We start from the raw sequence: 18953 nt of genomic DNA, 5'->3' as shown, positions 1-18953 counted from the left end.
TTGCAGCTGCTGTAAAGAGGTTTTGAAAAATGGCTGAACGTCTGAACAACGACTTCCAGTTCATCGAAGTGGGCCGCAAGGACCCGAAGAAAAAGCTGCTGCGCCAGCGCAAGAAGGAGTTCGTGGAAATCTACGAACCGTTCAAGCCGCAGCAGTCCGTGGAGCAGGCTCACCGCTGCCTGGGCTGCGGTAACCCGTATTGCGAGTGGAAGTGCCCGGTACACAACTTCATCCCCAACTGGTTGAAGCTGGTTTCCGAGGGCAACATCCTGGCCGCGGCGGAGCTGTCGCACCAGACCAACACCCTGCCGGAAGTGTGCGGTCGCGTATGCCCGCAGGACCGCCTGTGCGAGGGGGCCTGCACCCTGAATGACGGCTTTGGCGCGGTGACCATCGGCTCGGTGGAGAAGTACATCACCGACACCGCGTTCGCCATGGGCTGGCGCCCGGACATGTCCAAGGTCAAGCCAACCGGCAAGCGCGTCGCCATCATCGGTGCCGGCCCGGCCGGCCTGGGCTGCGCCGATGTGCTGGTGCGCGCTGGCGTGACCCCGGTGGTGTTCGACAAGAACCCGGAAATCGGCGGCCTGCTGACCTTCGGCATCCCCGAGTTCAAGCTGGAAAAGACCGTGCTCAGCAACCGCCGCGAAGTCTTCACCGGCATGGGCATCGAGTTCCGCCTGAATACCGAAGTGGGCAAGGACGTGACCATGGAACAACTGCTCGCCGAGTACGACGCAGTGTTCATGGGCATGGGCACCTACACCTACATGAAGGGCGGTTTCCCCGGTGAGGACCTGCCGGGCGTGCATGACGCGCTGGACTTCCTGATCGCCAACGTCAACCGCAACCTGGGCTTCGAGAAGTCGCCGGAAGACTTCGTCGACATGCAGGGCAAGAAGGTAGTGGTGCTGGGTGGTGGCGACACCGCGATGGACTGCAACCGTACTTCGATCCGCCAGGGCGCCAAGGCGGTGACCTGTGCCTATCGCCGTGACGAGGCCAACATGCCGGGTTCGCGCAAAGAGGTGAAGAACGCCAAGGAAGAGGGCGTGAAGTTCCTCTACAACCGCCAGCCCATCGCCATTGTCGGCGAGGACAAGGTCGAAGGCGTGAAGGTGGTCGAGACCCGTCTGGGTGAGCCGGATGCCCGTGGCCGCCGCAGCCCGGAGCCGATCCCGGGGTCCGAAGAGATCCTGCCGGCCGATGCCGTGGTCATAGCCTTCGGCTTCCGCCCAAGCCCGGCGCCGTGGTTCGAGCAGCATGGCATCCAGCTGGACAGCCAAGGCCGTGTGGTGGCGCCGGAGAAGGGCAAGTTCAAGCACCAGACCAGCAACCCGAAAGTGTTTGCCGGTGGCGACATGGTGCGCGGTTCGGACCTGGTGGTGACGGCGATCTTCGAAGGGCGTACCGCTGCTGAGGGTATCCTGGACTACCTCGAAGTCTGATAGTTCGCATTCGCGGGCAAGCCCGCTCCTACAGGTTCCGTGCGATTCCTGTAGGAGCGGGCTTGCCCGCGAAGCTTTTGTATACAAAAATGCTTGATCTGTGGCATCCAATAGACAAAACGCATGGCCACGGCCGTGCCTTTTGCGCTGGCGTCTGAGAAAATGCCCGCACTTTTTTGCTGGATGCCGACATGACTGCCCTGAAGAACGATCGTTTCCTGCGTGCACTGCTCAAGCAACCCGTAGACGTCACCCCGGTGTGGATGATGCGCCAGGCCGGCCGCTATCTGCCGGAGTACCGCGCCAGCCGCGCCAAGGCCGGTGACTTCATGAGCCTGTGCATGAACCCGCAGTTCGCCTGCGAAGTCACCCTGCAGCCGTTGGACCGCTACCCGCTGGATGCGGCGATCCTGTTCTCGGACATCCTCACCATCCCCGACGCCATGGGCCTGGGCCTGTACTTCGAAACCGGCGAAGGCCCGCGTTTCAAGAAGGTCATCAGCACCCCGGCCGACATCGAAGCCCTACCGATCCCCGACCCGCAGAAAGACCTGGGCTACGTGATGGATGCGGTCAGTACCATCCGCCGCGAGCTCAATGGCCGTGTGCCGCTGATCGGCTTCTCCGGCAGCCCATGGACCTTGGCCACTTACATGGTCGAAGGCGGCTCGTCCAAGGACTTCCGCAAGACCAAGGCCATGGCCTACGACAACCCGCAAGCCCTGCACTTGCTGCTGGACAAGCTGGCCCAGTCGGTTACCAGCTACCTCAACGGCCAGATCCTGGCCGGTGCCCAGGCCGTACAGATTTTCGACACCTGGGGCGGCAACCTGTCGGCAGCGGCCTATCAGGAATTCTCCCTGGCCTACATGCGCAAGATCGTCAGTGGCCTGATCCGTGAGCACGAAGGGCGCAAGGTACCGGTGATCCTGTTCACCAAGAACGGTGGCCTGTGGCTGGAAAGCATCGCCGAAGCCGGTGCCGATGCGCTGGGCCTGGACTGGACCTGCGAGATCGGCGACGCCCGCCGCCGCGTGGGTGACAAGGTGGCGCTGCAAGGCAACATGGACCCGACCGTGCTGTACGCCAAGCCTGAGGCTATCCGCCAGGAAGTGGCGCGCATCCTCGCCAGCTACGGTCACGGCACTGGCCACGTGTTCAACCTGGGCCACGGCATCACCCCGGAAGTCGACCCGGAGCACGCAGGCGTGTTCATCAATGCTGTGCATGAGCTGTCGGCGCAGTACCATCAATGAATTGAGTGCTGAAACAAAACGCCCGGCCCTGTGCCGGGCTTTTTGTTGCATTAAGTTTTAATTCAGCGATCGTCGCTAATCTGGTCCCATCGAAACCGAAACAGGACCTGATCCTCATGAAAGCTCGTTACCTCGCCCTGATCCTTGCCCCGCTGTTCAGCACTGCCGCCCTGGCTGCTGGCTACACCGGCCCTGGCGCGCAATCGGTTACCACCGTGGCTGCCGCAAACGATGCCGCTGATGACACCCCGGTGGTGCTGCAGGGTTTCGTGACCAAGAAGATCAACAACGACGACAAGTACGAATTCAAGGACAGCACCGGCACCATCACCGTTGAAATCGACGATGAAGACCTGCCGCCGACGCCATTCAATGACAAGACCAAGGTCAAGCTGACCGGTGAGGTGGAGAAGCACCTGATGAGCCGGGAAGTGGATGTGGATATTGTCGAGATCATCAACTGATCCGAGGGCCCTATCGCCGGCAAGCCAGCTCCCACAGGTATTTCACGGGCCATTAGCCTTGTGGGATCCTGTGGGAGCTGGCTTGCCGGCGATGGGCTGCAAAGCAGCCCCCTGCTCAGGCTGTCTTGGGCGGTAACTTGCTCAGGTGCAACGCCACCAGCAACGCCACCGCCAGCAAGCTGCCAATGAACAGCCCAATGCCATTCCAGCCCCACTGGTGCCAGAACACCCCACCCGCCGTACCGGCCACGCTCGACCCGGCGTAATAGCTGAACAGGTACAGCGACGACGCCTGCCCCTTGGCCTTCAGCGCCCGCCGGCCGATCCAGCTGCTGGCCACCGAGTGCGCGCCAAAGAAGCCGAAGGTGAACACCAGCATGCCCACGATCACCATCGCCAGTGGGCTGGCCAGGGTCATCAGCAAGCCGCCCGCCATCACTACGATACTGGCCCAGAACACCTTGCGTCGGCCCAGCTTGTCAGCCAGGGCACCGACCTGTGCCGAGCTGTAGATGCCCGACAGGTACACCACCGACAGCAAGCCGACCAGCGCCTGGTTCATGTGATAGGGCTCGGCCAGCAAGCGGTAGCCGATGTAGTTGAATAGGGTGACGAAGGCCCCCATCAGCAGGAAGGCCTCGAGGAACAGCCAAGGCAGGCCGGCATCCTTGAAGTGCATGACGAAGCCGTCCAGCAGGCTGCGCGGGTTCATCGCCTGCGGGCGGAAATTGCGCGATTCGGGCAGCACTTTCCAGAACACCAGCGCGGCTACCAGGGCCAGGCCGCCGATGGTCAGCATTGCGGTGTGCCAACTGACGAAGTCGATCAGTACCCCGGTGATCAAGCGCCCGCTCATGCCACCAATGGCATTGCCACCGATGTACAGGCCCATGGCCAGGCCGATGTGCTGTGGGTGGATCTCTTCGCTCAGGTAGGTCATCGCCACTGCCGCCAGGCCGCTCAACGACAGGCCGACCAGGGCGCGGCTGGCCAGTACCAGTTCCCAGCTGGGCATCACCGCGCTGGCCAGGGTGGAGAGGGCGGCGCAGACCAGGGCGAAGACCATCACCGGTTTGCGCCCGATGCGATCGGAGATGGGGCCGGTGATCAGCAGGCCGAACGCCAGCATCGCCGTTGACACCGACAGCACCAGGCTGCTCTGCGCTGCGTTGATGGCGAATTCCTTCGACAGCAGCGGCATCATCGGCTGTACGCAATACAGCAGGGCGAAGGTGGCGAAGCCGCCGCTGAACAGGGCCAGTACGGTCTTCATGAAGGCGGGGGTGCCTTTTTCGATCCACATTTCGTTCAGGGAGGCGGGTTCTGGCTCGGCGGGAAGGGGGGCTACAGCAGTTTTCACGGGCGGGTACCTCTGGCGCAATGAAAAAAGCATATAGCTGGCTAATGATTAGATCCAATATATTGTTCGACCTATTTAAGATGTTTAACGACCTGTTCGGAGCCGATCATGGAACTGCGCCATCTGCGTTACTTCATCGCCGTGGCCGAAGAGCTGCACTTTGGCCGCGCCGCCCAGCAACTGGGCATTTCACAGCCACCGCTGAGCCAGCAGATCCAGGCGCTGGAGCAGGAGCTGGGGGCCCGGTTGTTCGAGCGTACCAATCGTCGGGTCGAGCTGAGCGAGGCGGGGCGTCTGTTCCTCGAGGAAGCCCGCCAGGTACTGGCGCAGGTGGAGAAAGCCGCCGATGTGGCCCGGCGTGCGCAGTTGGGTGAGCTGGGCGAGATGAAGATCGGCTTTACCTCCTCGGCACCGTTCACTTCGAAGATTCCCAAGGCCATCCATGCTTTCCGTCAGCGCTTTCCGGCGGTGCACTTGAACCTCAAGGAAATGAGCAGCCGTGATGTCGCCGAAGGGGTGTTCGACGAATCCATCGAAGTTGGGTTGATGCGGCCGATGCCGTTGCCGGAAGGCTTGCTGGCCACCGAATTGTTCCGTGAGCCGCTGGTGGCGGTGATCAATGCTTCGCATCCGCTGGCCGAGGGCACCGAGCAAGGCGTGCACATGGCGGCTCTGGCCCATGAGCCGTTCGTGTTCTTTCCACGCAGTTACGGCAGCGGTTTGCACGCACAGTTGTTGAGCCTGGCGCGGCAGGCGGGGTTCAGCCCGCATTTTGCCCAGGAGGCGGGCGAGGCGATGACCATCATCGGCCTGGTGTCGGCGGGGCTGGGGGTGTCGGTGCTGCCGGCGTCGTTCCAGCGCATGCGCATCGAAGGGGTGGTGTATCGCACCTTGCTCGATGAAGGGGCGATGTCGGCCGTATGGCTGGTGCAGCGTGAGCGTGGAGGGTCGGCCATGGCCAAGGCGTTTGCTGAACTGCTGACGGGGCAGGTGGCTGGCGGATCTATGTAGTTGCCTGATCTGGCCTCATCGCCGGCAAGCCAGCTCCCACACCGACCGCATCGCTCTTGAGTCACCCTGTGGGAGCTGGCTTGCCGGCGATGAGGCCAGGACAGGCAGTACAAGTCTGATGCTCCGGGCAAATGGCACTGGCCATTGCTGCGGCGCCGCCACATACTCGGGCATTCGTTGAAACACGGAGGTCAATCATGCGGCGCGTGGTGTTCAATCAGAAAGGTGGCGTGGGCAAGTCGAGCATCGCCTGCAACCTGGCGGCGGTCAGTGCCAATGAAGGCTACCGGACCCTGCTGATCGACCTGGATGCCCAGGCCAACTCGACCCAGTACCTCACTGGCCTGACCGGCGAGGACATTCCCATGGGTATTGCCGACTTCTTCAAGCAAAGCCTGTCCAGCGGGCCGTTCAGCAAGAAGAACAAGGTCGATATCTACGAAACCCCGTTCGACAACCTGCATGTGGTTACCGCCACGCCAGAACTGGCCGACCTGCAGCCCAAGCTCGAGGCCAAGCACAAGATCAACAAGCTGCGCAAATTGCTCGACGAGCTGGACGAGGACTATGAGCGTATCTACATCGATACCCCGCCGGCGCTGAACTTCTATGCGGTTTCCGCGCTGATTGCTGCAGATCGCGTGCTGATTCCTTTCGACTGCGATAGTTTCTCGCGCCAGGCCCTGTATGGCCTGCTGGCGGAGATCGAAGAGCTCAAGGACGACCATAACGAAGACCTGCTGGTCGAAGGCATCGTGGTCAACCAGTTCCAGTCCCGCGCCAGCCTGCCGCAGCAGATGCTCGACGAACTGCTGGCCGAAGGGCTGCCGGTGCTACCGGTGTATCTGGGCAGCTCGGTGAAGATGCGTGAGTCGCACCATGCCAGCCTGCCGCTGATTCACCTGGAGCCCAGGCACAAGCTGACGCAGCAGTTTGTCGAGTTGCACGATTTGCTGGAGCGCAGCGAGTAGGCATCAAGCCCACCTCCTTGCACGACCTCTGATTCCGACGCATAATCTCCCAAAACGGGAGATTTGCTTGGATGCGCGTCATTGCCAAAAGCACCTTGGTGAAGTTCTGGGAGCTGCCCGGGTTTGAGGATGCCAAGGCCCCCTTGGAAAGCTGGCACGATATAGCGATCAAGGCCGTCTGGCGAACGCCGCAGGATGTAAAGGATCAGATTGGCAACGCCAGCATATGTGGCAACAACCGCGTGGTCTTCAACATCGGGGGTAACAAGTACCGGCTTGTGGTTGAGATGCAATATCGCGCCGGTATTGCCTGGGTGAAGTTCGTCGGTACGCACAAGCGCTATGACGAGATTGACGTGGAGACAATCTGTGAATATTAAGCCGATCCGTAATGAGGACGATCTTCGAGCAGCATTCCAGCGCCTCGAAGCCATTTTTCAGTCTGAAGCGGGCACGCCTGAGGCTGATGAAATGGAAGTGCTTGTGACACTGATCGAAGTGTACGAGAACAAGCACTATCCCATTCACCCCGCCAATCCCATTGAGGCCATCAAGTTTTGTATGGATCAGCAGGGGCTTACGCCACGAGATCTTGAACCGTACATCGGTCCAAGCGGGCGAGTTTCGGAAGTATTGAGCGGGAAGCGCGGGCTGAGCCTTTCCATGATCAAGCGCCTGCATGATGGCCTTCGCATTCCCTATGAGTCGCTACTGGCAAGCGCTTGAAAACTAAACCCCCTGGCTACGCAACCACTCCAGCAACGACTGGAGTGGAAACGCCCCGGCCTGGCGGCTGACTTCGCGGCCGTTCTTGAACAGCAGCAGGCTGGGGATCGAGCGGATGCCCAGTTGCCCGGCCAGGTTGCGGTTGGCCTCGCTGTCGAGCTTGGCCAGGCGGCAGCGGCCGGCCAGTTGGCGGGCGGCTTGTTCGAAGGTGGGGGCGAAAGATTTGCACGGGCCGCACCAGTCGGCCCAGACGTCGATCAGCAGGGGCAGGTCGCCTTTGATCTGGCTGGTGTAGCTGGCTTCGGTGAGTTCGAAGGGGGCGCTCAGCAGCACCTGCTGTTTGCAGCGGCCGCATTTCGGCGCGTCGCCCAGGCGCTCGGCGGGCAGGCGATTGAGGCCGTTGCAGTGGGGGCAGGGGATGACCAGTGGTTCGGACATATCAATTCCTTGTGTTGTTTGTTCGAGCCCTATCGCCGGCAAGCCAGCTCCCACAGGGGTACCGTTTGCCTCAGGCGTGGCGCAGTACCTGTGGGAGCTGGCTTGCCGGCGATGGGGCCAGTACAGCCACCATCAATTCAAGATGAGCAGCTGATTTCCAGGTGTTTGCCCCACTCCGGCGGGCGTTCGGCATACGCCTGCATCCCGGGCTGCTCTTCGAAGGGTTTGCTCAGCACCTGGTGCAGCTGCCGCACTTCACTGTAATCCCCCGCTTCAGCTGCTTCGATGGCTTTCTGTGCCAGGTAATTGCGCAGCACGTACAGCGGGTTTACCGCATGCATGCGCTCGCGCCGCCCCTCGGCATTACCGACCTCTCGCTCGCAGCGGGCCAGGTAGTCCGCGCCCCAGGCATCGAAGCCGGCCAGGTCGATGAAGTCGTCGCGTACTACCTGCAAAGCCTCAGCCACCGGCTGCTCACCCAGTTTGCGGAAGAACAGGTTGTAGTCCACGCCACCGCTCTGCATGCGCTGCAACAGGCGCTCGACCAGCGCCATGTCGTCGTCCTCGGCGCTGGTCAAGCCCAGGCGTCGGCGCATCAGGTCCAGGTAATGGGCCTGGTACAGCGGCAGGAACAGCCCCAGCGCTTCCTTCAATGGCTCCACCTCGATCACCGTGGTCAGTGCCTGGGCCAGCGCGCTGAGGTTCCAGTGGGCGATAGGCACCTGGTTGGCGTAGCTGTAGCGGCCACGGTCGTCGGAGTGGTTGCAGATGAAGTTGGCGTCGAAATCGTCGAGGAAGGCGTAAGGGCCGAAGTCGAAGGTGATGCCAAGGATCGACATGTTGTCGGTGTTCATTACGCCGTGGCAGAAGCCATAGGCCTGCCAGCGGGCGATCAGTTCGGCATTGCGCTCGACGATGGTACGGAACATGGCCAGGTACGGTTGTTCGGCATCGCGGCACTCGGGGTAATGCTGTTCCAGCACATGGTCGATCAGCAGCCGCTGCTGCTCGGGCTGCTTGGTGTAGTAGAAGTACTCGAAATGGCCGAAGCGCACGTGGCTCTGTGCCAGGCGAGTGAGCATGGCTGCGCTTTCGCGGGTTTCGCGCCATACCGGGGTACTGGAACCGATCACGCACAGCGCCCGGCTGGTGGGGATGCCGAGGGCGTGCAGGGCTTCGGAGGCGAGGAACTCGCGAATCGACGAGCGCAGCACGGCGCGGCCGTCACCCATGCGTGAGTACGGGGTCTGGCCGGCGCCCTTGAGGTGCAGGTCCCAGTGTTCGCCGGCGTCATTGAGTACTTCGGTCAGCAGCAGGCCACGGCCATCGCCCAGGCGCGGGTTGTAGGAGCCGAACTGGTGGCCGGAATAGACCATCGCCCGTGGGTCGGCTTCTTCCCACAGCTTGTGGCCGCTGAACAGTTCGGCGAACACTGCCAGGTCGGCCTGGGCGGGGTCGAGGTCGAGCAGGGCCATGGCCGACTCGCTCGCTACCACCAGGCGCGGGTCTGCGATGGGTTCGGGCAGCACCTGGGTGGAGAACGCGTCGCCCAGGCGGGCGAAGCGGTTGTCGAAACTGAGTTGGTCGAGGGCTTTCACGGGCTGCTCCTGGAAATCGATGCCTAGGGGGCCGCTTTGCGGCCCATCGCCGGCAAGCCGGCTCCCACACCGACCACGCCGACTTCAAGTCATGTGCAGTGCCTGTGGGAGCTGGCTTGCCGGCGATCGAGGGCGAAGCCCTCGCAGGCATTTTGGGCGTTCATGTCCTATGGAGTCCACTCACACAGGTTGAGTGCCATCCGATTTCGGCTGTTCCATGGGAATCAGCTGCTGCTTGCCGCCTTTCGGGTCCATCAGGAATACCTCCACCTGGCGCACCGAGATCTTGATGTCGTGCGCCTTGAACTCGCGGTTGATGTAGCGGTTGATCTCGTCCAGGGTCGGGTTGCGGTCGCCCAGGTCGCGTACGTGCATGCGCAGCTCGTGGTCCAGCGAGCTTTCGCCGAAGTTGAGGAAGTACACGATCGGCTCCGGGTCCTTGAGCACCCGCGGGTTCTCATGTGCGCCCTTGAGCAACAGCTCGCGCACCAGGTCGAGGTCGGAGCCGTAGTCGATGCCCAGCTTCAGCGTCACCCGGGTGACGGTGTCGGTCAGCGACCAGTTGATCAGCTGGCCGGTGATGAAGGTCTTGTTGGGGACGATGATGTCCTTGCGGTCGAAGTCGGTGATGGTGGTGGCGCGGATGCGGATCTTGCTGACCGTGCCTGACAGGTTGCCGATGGTGATGGTGTCGCCGATGCGCACCGGGCGCTCGAACAGGATCATGATGCCGGAGATGAAGTTGGCGAAGATCTCCTGCATGCCGAAGCCCAGGCCTACCGACAGCGCGGCCACCAGCCATTGCAGCTTGTCCCAGCTGACCCCCAGGGTCGACAGGGTGCTGACGATGCCGACGCCGACGATGGTGTACGACAACAGCGTGGTGGTGGCGTAGGCGCTACCCTGGGCCAGGTTCAGGCGCGACAGCACCAGTACCTCCAGCAGGCCCGGCAAGTTGCCGGCCAGGGCAAAGGTGATGCCGACGATCACCAGCGCGCCCAGCAGGTCGCCGAGGCTGATCGGCACCATGCTGGCGGCGGCACCGGTGCCGCTGGTGTATTCGTACAGGACGAAGTTGTTGAGGTAGGCGAACACGGTGATCAGGTCCGACCACACCCAGTACAGGCCGGCGATGAAACCGCCGAGCAGGGCCAGGCGGATCAGGCGCAGCGACTGCTGGTTGACCTGTTCGATGTCCAGGGTCGGCTCTTCGCTGATGACTTCGCCATCCAGCCCTTCCTTGGCCGCCGCCCGCTTGCTGAGCGCGCGCTGGTAGGCCAGGCGCCGTGCCGCGACCGAGAGGCCACGCACGAACGCAGCCTCGATCACCAGCCAGAACAACAGCAGGTACAGGGTGTAGATCAGCCGGTCGGTGAGTTTCAGCGCGGTGTAGTAGTAGCCGAAGCACACGGCCACGAACAGGGCGATGGGCAGGGCGGTGAAGGCCACGCCCACGGCCTTGCGGAACAGCGAGGTGTCGCGGTGCGCGGGGCTGCTGAGCAGCAGGCGGCTGAGTAGCCAGGCCATCAGCGCGTAGCAGGTCAGCACCACGCCGATGCCCAGCACATCGTCGGCCAGCGCCGAAGGCTGATGCTCGGCCACCGCCACCACGCCGACCAGCGCCAGCACCACGGTACCCAGGCGGCGCACCCAGCCGCGCAGGAATTCGACCTGCGGCTTGTGCCAGCGGAAGTGGATTTCTGCCACGCCACCGGGGGCGAGGATGCGGTAGGCGGTGTAGAACACCAGCCAGGCCTGGGCCAGTTGCCAGAGTGCGGCGCCGAGGTTGGCGTTCTGCCCGCGGGCGTCGATCTGCAGGGCGTAGCTGCACAGGGCCAGGCCCAGGCTGACCGGCATTGCCAGGAGGATGTTGATGAGGATCGCCTGGGGTGTGTGCCACTGGCTGTCACGGCGGAAGTGGCCGATATCCTGATGCACCTTGCCCAGCCGTTGGTGCAGGTACTTGCGCCGCCACAGCAGGGCGCCGATCGCCAGCAACAGTGGCAGGAACAGCAGCGGGCGCTGGCTCAGGCCGTCGGCCAGTTCCTTCAGGCCCGAGCTCCACGGCAGGTTGGCGACCTGGTCAGCCAGGCGCTCTGGCACATAACTCAGCCAGTCCCAGTCCAGCGGTTTGTTGCTGGGGATCCAGAACATCTGCTCGTCGAGGGTGGTGCGCAGGCTCTGCGCGGTGCTCAGCAACTGCTTCTGGTTGAGCTGCAGGGTGATCGATTCGTTGAGCAGCGCCGACAGCTCGCGGTTCAGCCGTTCCAGCAGGTCGCTGCGGGTGATCGCCACTTCCAGCAAGGCCTTGCGCAGCTGCGGGTTCACCTCTTCCTGCGGCTGCGCGGCCAGCAGCTTGTCGACGTAGGTGACCGGGTTGCTCATCTGCTCGCGTTGCTGGTTGACCTCGAATTGGTACAGGCGGGTGTCGGCGATCTGGTCGGCCAGGTTGCGGTCGACCTTCAGGTGCGGCAGGGTCTGTTTCTGTTTGTAGAGAATCTTCGATAACAGCAGGCTGCCCTTGAGCACGTTGATCTGCTCGTCCAGCGCCTGGTCGGCCTGGGTCAGGCTGTCCAGTTGCTGCTTGGTACGCAGGTTCTGCTGGGTCAGTTCGTTGAGACGGTCGGTGCTCTTGAGCAGGTAGTCGGAGAGCTTGAGGTTGACCGAGCTTTCGGTGGCCAGCAGGCTGCTGCCGCCGGCTTTCTGGGCCTCGATCGACTGCTGGGTGACCGCTTCCTGGGACTGGGCCAGGCGCTTGTCGTTGATCAGCGTCTGCAGGTCCTGGATTTCCTGCTCCAGGCGCGCGGCGCGTTCGATCAGCAGGTCGTGGCGGGCGTTGCCCAGGTCTTGCAGCAGGCTGTTGCCGGCCAGCTCCTGGCGGCGCAGCAGGGTCAGCGCATTGAGCGAGGCCAACTCGGCATTGAGCTGGTTGCGCTGGTCGGCGTTGATCGGTTTGCCGGCGTCTTTGCCGTTCTTGAGGATGCTGTTGATCTGCTGGGTGCGTGCCTGGCTGTTGCTGATTTCGGCCTGGGCGCGTTCCGGGCGGGTCTGCGAATTGATGATCAGGCTGTTGGCTTCGGACAGCGCCTTCTGCAACTCGCCCTGCAGGGTGCTGCGCTCGCTGAGCATCTGCTCCAACTGCGGCACGCTGAGGCTGGCATAGCGCTGGACCACCGGCTGCGCCTTGCTTTCCTTGAGTTTGGCCAGTTCGCGCTGGTTGTCGCTGGTTTCTTTCGGCGCATCGGCCAGTTGCTGCTTGAGCGCGGCCAGTTTCTTCTCGTTGTCTTCCTTGCTGGCGAGCAGGTTGAGGGTTTGCTCCAGCACCTGCTGCAAGGCTTTCTGCTCGGCTTCGGGTAGCTTGCGCTCGGCGATCTTGTCGAGGCTGTTCTGGATGCCGGCGGTGGTTGGGGCTTCTGCCGCGATGGCCGCAAAGGAAAGAGACAGGCACAGCCCGAGCAGGGCTGTGCGAAGGTGTACGCGCAGGGACATAGGCAGACTACTTGTGGATCCGGCAGAAACGAAGTTTAGAGGAACAATCCTGGTCCGGGTCGCGTTCCTTCGGGGAATCTGACGCCCACTTTCTGGATCTTGTTCCCGTCGATGGTCGCCACGGTCCAGATCGTGCCATGCCATTCGACCTGATCACCTACTACTGGAGCGCCTCCGACCTTCTGTCGGATGAACTGTGCCAGTGGCATTTTCGCGTCCAGGCCATCGAGTTTCAGGCCGTACAGTGCCGCCACCGCACCCAGTTCGGCATCGCCTTCGAGCACGAAGTCGCCAAAGAAGCGCAGGTCCAGGCCGCGCTGCGGTGCCTGGCTGAACAGTTTGCCCAGGGCCGGCAGGTTGTGCTCATGGCCGATCACGCAGAGCATGTCGCCCACTTCCAGCACGGTGCTGCCCGACGGGTGCAGCAACTGCTCGCCACGGAACAGTGCGGCGATCCGCGTGCCTTCGGGCATTTTCAGCTCGCGCAGGGCGGCGCCGATGCACCATTTTTCGGTACCCAGGCGGTAGACGAACATTTCCCACTCGCTGGTGATGTGCACTTCCAGGGCGGAACGGGAGATCGGCGCCGGGTCTGGCGGTACTGTCACTTTCAACAGCTTGGCCATCCACGGCAGGCTGGTGCCTTGCACCAGCAGTGACACCAGTACGATGAAGAACGCCAGGTTGAAGAACAGCTGGGCGTCGGGCAGGCCGGCCATCAGCGGGAATACCGCCAGAATGATCGGTACCGCGCCGCGCAGGCCAACCCAGGAAATGAAGCCTTTCTCGCGGCCATGGAAGGCCTTGAACGGTAGCAGTGCAGCGACCACCGACAGCGGCCGCGCCACCAGGATCATCCACAGCGCCAGGCCCAGCGCGGGCAGGGCGATCGGCAGCAGGTCGTGGGGCGTGACCAGCAGCCCCAGCACCAGGAACATGCCGATCTGGGCCAGCCAGGCCATGCCGTCGAGCATGTGCAGGATGCCGTGGCGGCTGCGGATCGGCTTGTTACCCAGCACCAGGCCGCACAGGTACACGGCAAGGAAGCCGCTGCCATGCAGGGCGTTGGTCAGCGAGAACACTACCAGGCCGCCGGCTATCACCAGGATGGGGTACAGGCCGCCAGCCAGGCTGATGCGGTTGACCAGCTGCAGCATCAGCCAGCCGCCGCCCAGGCCCAACAGCCCGCCGATGCCGAACTCGCGCAGCAGGTGGCCCAGCAAGCTCCAGTGCAGGCCGGTCTGACCGCTGGCGATCATGTCGATGAGGGTGACGGTGAGGAACACCGCCATCGGGTCGTTACTGCCTGATTCGATTTCCAGGGTGGCGGTGACCCGCTCGTTCAGGCCTTTGCCGCCGAGCAGCGAGAACACCGCCGCGGCGTCGGTGGAGCCGACGATGGCACCGATCAGCAGGCCCTGGATCAGGCTCAGGTCGAACAGCCAGGCAGCCACCATGCCGGTGAGCGCGGTGGTGATCATCACACCGACGGTGGCCAGCGACAGCGCCGGCCACAATGCCACGCGGAAGCTCGCCACGCGCGTGCGCAGGCCACCGTCGAGCAGGATCACGGCCAGTGCCAGGTTGCCCACCAGGTAGGCGGTCGGGTAGTTGTTGAAGATGATCCCGCCACCGTCTACACCAGCGACCATGCCGACGGCGAGGATGATGACCAGGATAGGGATGCCCAGGCGCGACGACAGCGAGCTGACCAGGATACTTGCGCCCACCAGCAATGCGCCGATCAGGAACAGGCTGTTGATGGTGCTTGCATCCAAAGGCAGGTACTCCGGGACAGCGCGGGGAAAAGGGACTTGGTAGCGTACTTTTCAGCAAAAGCTAGCAGGTCGCGTGCCAATCGATTCTAACCTGATGAATTGGCAGCATGTAAAGCGTTTCTGCAGATGTACAAAAGGCACCGTGGTGGGTGCCTTTTGTTGTAGTGCCTGGGCGGGCCTCTTCGCGGGCTTGCCCGCTCCCACAGGGATATCACAAGGCTTGCTGGCGATGCAGTACCTGTGGGAGCGGGCGCGCCCGCGAAGAGGCCGGTGCAGGCTTACGCCTGCTTCACTTCACGCATCGGCTTGCCCTTCACCGGTGCACCGTTGGCCTTGTAGTACTTGGCGGTGCTGCGCGCCAGCGGCTTGCGGCCACGGATCTTGTCCGAGATCTTCTCGGCGATCATGATCGTGGTGGCGTTGAGGTTGCCGGTGATGATGATCGGCATGATCGACGCATCGACCACGCGCAGGCCCTGCATGCCGTGCACGCGACCCTGATTGTCGACCACCGCCATGTCGTCGGTGCCCATCTTGCACGAGCAGGACGGGTGGAAGGCGGTTTCGGCGTGCTCGCGGATGAACTTGTCCAGTTCCTCGTCGGTTTGCACGTGCGCGCCCGGGCTGATCTCGCGGCCGCGGTACGGGTCCAGCGCCGGCTGGGCCATGATTTCGCGGGTCAGGCGGATGCCGTCACGGAACTCCTGCCAGTCCTGCTCGGTGGCCATGTAGTTGAACAGGATGCTCGGGTGTTGGCGCGGGTCCTTGGACTTGGCCTGTACGCGACCACGGCTTGGCGAGCGCATCGAGCCCATATGCGCCTGGAAGCCGTGCTCCTTCACCCCGTTGGAGCCGTTGTAGTTGATCGCTACCGGCAGGAAATGATACTGGATGTTCGGCCATTCGAACTCAGGGCGAGTACGAATGAAACCGCCGGCCTCGAACTGGTTGCTGGCGCCGATGCCAGTGCCCTTGAACATCCATTCGGCACCGATGGCTGGCTGGTTCCACCACAGCAGCGATGGGTACAGCGATACCGGCTGGGTGCAAGCGTACTGCAGGTACAGCTCCAGGTGGTCCTGCAGGTTTTCGCCGACGCCCGGCAGGTCGTGCACCACCGGGATGTCGAGGCTTTCCAGCAGGGCGCGCGGGCCAACGCCGGAGCGTTGCAGCAGCTGCGGCGAAGCGATGGCGCCGGAGCTGACGATCACTTCCTTGCGTGCGCGGGCTTCGACACGCTCTTCGCTGTCGCCGACCAGGTAGGTCACGCCGACAGCGCGCTTGCCGTCGAACAGCACGCGGTCAGTCAGGGCATGGGTGACGATGGTCAGGTTCGGGCGCTTCTTGGACTGGTCCAGGTAGCCGCGGGCGGTGCTGGAGCGGCGGCCTTGCTTGGTCACGGTACGGTCCATCGGACCGAAGCCTTCCTGCTGGTAGCCGTTGAGGTCTTCGGTGCGCGGGTAACCGGCCTGCACGCCGGCTTCGACCATGGCGTGGAACAGCGGGTTGTTGCCGGCTTTTGGCGTGGTCACGCTGACCGGGCCTTCGCCGCCGTGGTAGTCGTTCGGGCCGATGTCGCGGGTTTCGGCCTTGCGGAAGTACGGCAGGCAGTCGAGGTAGGTCCAGTCTTCCAGGCCTGGCAGCTCTGCCCAGCCGTCGAAGTCCATGGCGTTACCACGGATGTAGCACATGCCGTTGATCAGCGACGAGCCACCCAGGCCCTTGCCGCGGCCACATTCCATGCGGCGGCCGTCCATGTGCGGCTCCGGGTCGGTCTCGTAGGCCCAGTTGTAGCGGCGGCCCTGCAGCGGGAAGGCCAGTGCGGCTGGCATCTGGGTGCGGAAGTCGAAGCGGTAGTCGGGGCCACCGGCTTCCAGCAGCAGTACGGTGACGCCGGCATCTTCGGTCAGGCGAGTGGCCAGGGTGTTACCGGCCGAACCGGCACCGACGATGATGTAATCGTATTCCATGGGTTTCTCCCATTTGAGCGGCAAGCTTCAAGCTACAAGCTGCAAGAAAAGCAGTCGTGCGAAGCTCGCGAATGGATGAGGCTTGCAAGGGCCGGTGGCATACGCCGACCGGCTCTTTCTTGCAGCTTGAAGCTAGCGACTTGAAGCTGTCGGTCAGAAGACCGACGAATAGCCGCCCAGCTCGACCTGGACCGACTTGATGCGAGTGTATTGAGCCAGCGAGCTGATACCGTTCTCACGGCCGACGCCCGACTGCTTGTAGCCACCGACCGGCATTTCGGCCGGCGATTCACCCCAGGCGTTGATCCAGCAGATACCGGCTTCGAGCTTGTGGATGATGCGGTGGGCACGGGTGATGTCGTTGGTGCAGACACCGGCGGCCAGGCCGTATTCGGTGTCGTTGGCACGGCGGATCACTTCTTCTTCGGTCTCGTAGGTGAGGATGCTCATCACCGGGCCGAAGATCTCTTCCTTGACGATGGTCATGTCGTCGCTGCAGTCGGTGAACACGGTCGGGGCGACGAACGCGCCCTTGGCGAAATCACCGGCGGTCAGGCGCTCACCGCCGCACAGCACGCGGGCACCTTCTTCTTTACCCTTGGCGATGTAGCCGAGCACGCTTTCCATGTGCTGGAAGCTGACCAGCGGGCCGAAGTTGGTGTTTTCGTCTTCCGGGTTGCCGGCGCGGATGCGGGCAACGCGTTCGACGATCTTGGCTTCGAAAGCCGCCTTCATTTCAGCCGGGATGAACACGCGGGTGCCGTTGGTGCACACCTGGCCCGAGCTGTAGAAGTTGGCCATCATGGCGATGTCGGCGGCCTTGTCCAGGTCGGCGTCGGCGCAGATGATCAGCGGCGACTTGCCGCCCAGCTCCATGGTGACTTCCTTGAGCGACGAGCTCGAGGCGCTGGCCATGACCTTCTTGCCGGTGGTGGTGCCGCCTGTGAAGGAGACTTTTTCGATGCGCGGGTGCTCGGTCAGCCAGGTGCCGACTTCGCGGCCGCTGCCGGTGAGAACGTTGAACACACCGTTCGGCAGACCGGCTTCGGTGTAGATCTCGGCCAGTTTCAGGGTGGTCAGCGAGGTGACTTCCGACGGCTTGAAGATCATCGCGTTGCCGGCAGCCAGGGCCGGGGCGGACTTCCACAGGGCGATCTGGATCGGGTAGTTCCAGGCGCCGATACCGACGGTCACGCCCAGCGGCTCGCGGCGGGTGTAGACGAAGGACGATTCACGCAGCGGGATCTGCTCGCCTTCGATGGCCGGCACCAGGCCAGCGTAGTACTCCAGCACGTCGGCGCCGGTGACGATGTCGACGTAGCGGGTTTCCGAGTACGACTTGCCGGTGTCCAGGGTTTCCAGCATGGCCAGCTCGTCGTTGCGCTCGCGCAGGATGTCGACGGCGCGGCGCAGGATGCGCGAACGCTGCATGGCGGTCATCGCGGCCCACACCTTCTGGCCGCGCTCGGCGCTTTCCACGGCCTTCTCGACGTCAGCCGCGGTGGCACGTTGCACATGGGCGAGGACTTCGCCGGTAGCCGGGTTGATGGCTTCGAAAGTGGCATCGCTGCCAGAGTCGACGTAAGCGCCATCAATGTAGAGTTTTTGCGTTCCGAAACGGGCCATAGTGTCCTCGCAAGTGCAGTGTGTGGTTTGGCTTGCGCGTCACGCTCCTGCCGGGTTGGCAAGGGCCGTGCGCGTTGGGTCAGCGGCCTGGTCATCTGTGCCCAGGGTGTGCTGCTTAGCCAGTTGTAGATCCATGTATTCGTAAGCAATCCGTACCGCCTGGTCGGTGTCGAATGCATCACCCGACAGGGCACCACGCAGCCACAATCCGTCGATCAAGGCTGCCAGGCCGCGGGCTGCCTTGCGCGCATGGTAGAGCGGCAGGACGCGGCGGAACTGGCAACACAGGTTGGAGTACAAGCGGTGGTCGTTGATCCGCTGCAACCTGTGCAAATCGGGCTGGTGCATGCTGGAAGCCCAGAAGGCCAACCAGGTTTTCATTGCCGGGCCATTTACCTGGCTGGCATCGAAGTTACCCTCGATGATCACTTTCAGGTGGGCGCGCGGGCTGTCGTCCGTCAGGGCCTGGCGACGTGCTCGAACGCCTTCGTTGAGCATGTTCATGATGTAACCCATCGTCGCTGCGATCAGGCCGTTCTTGTCCCGAAAGTAGTGACTGATGATGCCGTTCGACACACCGGCCAAACGGGCAATCAGCGCAATGCTGGCGTCCCCCAGACCGACCTGATCGACCGCCTGCAACGTGGCTTCGATCAACTGCTGGCGGCGGATGGGTTGCATACCGACCTTGGGCATCTTGCTATCTCCTCAGGCCTGCGAGCAGACGACAGGCGGCTGACTCGGCGAAGACCAGTCTATTTTGTTTTGATTGAACGTTCAATCAATAAAGAATAAGCTCTGCGACAATTTGTGCCATT

General features: G+C 62.8%; 15 protein-coding genes. 7 read left to right on the top strand and 8 right to left on the bottom strand.

What is annotated here, in order from left to right; genetic code table 11:
- The first annotated feature begins 29 nt into the window (after positions 1-29).
- The 3 genes from TZ03_RS18035 (at position 30) to TZ03_RS18025 (ending at position 3168) form a co-directional block, all read left to right on the top strand.
- Complete coding sequence (locus tag TZ03_RS18035) at positions 30-1448, top strand: FAD-dependent oxidoreductase (protein ID WP_003249156.1); 1419 nt, start codon at positions 30-32, stop codon at positions 1446-1448.
- Between the two features lie 191 nt (positions 1449-1639).
- Positions 1640-2704, top strand: a complete 1065-nt coding sequence (gene hemE / locus TZ03_RS18030; RefSeq protein WP_051099567.1) for a uroporphyrinogen decarboxylase — start codon at positions 1640-1642, stop codon at positions 2702-2704.
- 116 nt (positions 2705-2820) lie between these two features.
- Positions 2821-3168, top strand: a complete 348-nt coding sequence (locus tag TZ03_RS18025; RefSeq protein WP_051099566.1) for a YgiW/YdeI family stress tolerance OB fold protein — start codon at positions 2821-2823, stop codon at positions 3166-3168.
- Positions 3169-3283: 115 nt separating this feature from the next.
- Here TZ03_RS18025 and TZ03_RS18020 read toward each other — a convergent pair whose 3' ends face one another.
- Complete coding sequence (locus TZ03_RS18020; RefSeq protein WP_236692851.1) at positions 3284-4471, bottom strand: MFS transporter; 1188 nt, start codon at positions 4469-4471, stop codon at positions 3284-3286.
- Between the two features lie 165 nt (positions 4472-4636).
- Here TZ03_RS18020 and TZ03_RS18015 point away from each other — a divergent pair, with 165 nt between their 5' ends.
- The 4 genes from TZ03_RS18015 to TZ03_RS18000 all read left to right on the top strand — a co-directional run bounded on the left by TZ03_RS18015 (position 4637) and on the right by TZ03_RS18000 (position 7236).
- Complete coding sequence (locus tag TZ03_RS18015; protein ID WP_051099564.1) at positions 4637-5539, top strand: LysR family transcriptional regulator; 903 nt, start codon at positions 4637-4639, stop codon at positions 5537-5539.
- A gap of 197 nt (positions 5540-5736) precedes the next feature.
- Positions 5737-6510, top strand: coding sequence for a ParA family protein (locus TZ03_RS18010; RefSeq protein WP_051099563.1), 774 nt, complete (start codon positions 5737-5739; stop codon positions 6508-6510).
- 71 nt (positions 6511-6581) lie between these two features.
- A complete protein-coding gene (locus TZ03_RS18005) occupies positions 6582-6890 on the top strand; it encodes a type II toxin-antitoxin system HigB family toxin (protein WP_051099562.1) in 309 nt (102 codons plus the stop codon).
- Positions 6880-7236, top strand: coding sequence for a helix-turn-helix domain-containing protein (locus TZ03_RS18000; protein ID WP_051099561.1), 357 nt, complete (start codon positions 6880-6882; stop codon positions 7234-7236). The genes TZ03_RS18005 and TZ03_RS18000 overlap by 11 nt, the downstream gene beginning before the upstream one ends.
- Positions 7237-7239: 3 nt before the next feature.
- Here TZ03_RS18000 and trxC read toward each other — a convergent pair whose 3' ends face one another.
- The 7 genes from trxC to betI form a co-directional block, all read right to left on the bottom strand.
- Positions 7240-7674, bottom strand: coding sequence for a thioredoxin TrxC (gene trxC / locus TZ03_RS17995; RefSeq protein ID WP_051099560.1), 435 nt, complete (start codon positions 7672-7674; stop codon positions 7240-7242).
- Positions 7675-7811: 137 nt separating this feature from the next.
- The gene (selO, locus tag TZ03_RS17990) at positions 7812-9272 is read right to left on the bottom strand and encodes a protein adenylyltransferase SelO (RefSeq protein ID WP_051099559.1); all 1461 of its coding nucleotides are present in this window, start codon (positions 9270-9272) and stop codon (positions 7812-7814) included.
- A gap of 180 nt (positions 9273-9452) precedes the next feature.
- Entirely contained in the window at positions 9453-12761 is a 3309-nt protein-coding gene (mscK, locus tag TZ03_RS17985) for a mechanosensitive channel MscK (protein WP_051099558.1), read from the bottom strand.
- A gap of 35 nt (positions 12762-12796) precedes the next feature.
- Positions 12797-14539, bottom strand: a complete 1743-nt coding sequence (locus TZ03_RS17980; RefSeq protein WP_051099557.1) for a potassium/proton antiporter — start codon at positions 14537-14539, stop codon at positions 12797-12799.
- Positions 14540-14817: 278 nt separating this feature from the next.
- Entirely contained in the window at positions 14818-16509 is a 1692-nt protein-coding gene (gene betA, locus TZ03_RS17975; RefSeq protein ID WP_051099556.1) for a choline dehydrogenase, read from the bottom strand.
- A 153-nt stretch (positions 16510-16662) separates the two neighbouring features.
- Positions 16663-18135 carry a betaine-aldehyde dehydrogenase gene (gene betB / locus TZ03_RS17970; protein WP_051099555.1) on the bottom strand — a complete coding sequence of 491 codons (1473 nt, stop codon included), beginning with the start codon at positions 18133-18135 and terminating at the stop codon, positions 16663-16665.
- A 39-nt stretch (positions 18136-18174) separates the two neighbouring features.
- Positions 18175-18831 carry a transcriptional regulator BetI gene (gene betI / locus TZ03_RS17965; protein ID WP_051099554.1) on the bottom strand — a complete coding sequence of 219 codons (657 nt, stop codon included), beginning with the start codon at positions 18829-18831 and terminating at the stop codon, positions 18175-18177.
- Positions 18832-18953: the final 122 nt, after the last annotated feature.

The organism is Pseudomonas sp. 10-1B (assembly GCF_000935045.1).
GTDB lineage: Bacteria > Pseudomonadota > Gammaproteobacteria > Pseudomonadales > Pseudomonadaceae > Aquipseudomonas.
Note: the sequence above shows the minus strand (reverse complement) of the source record. Positions and strands in the feature narration are given on the sequence as shown.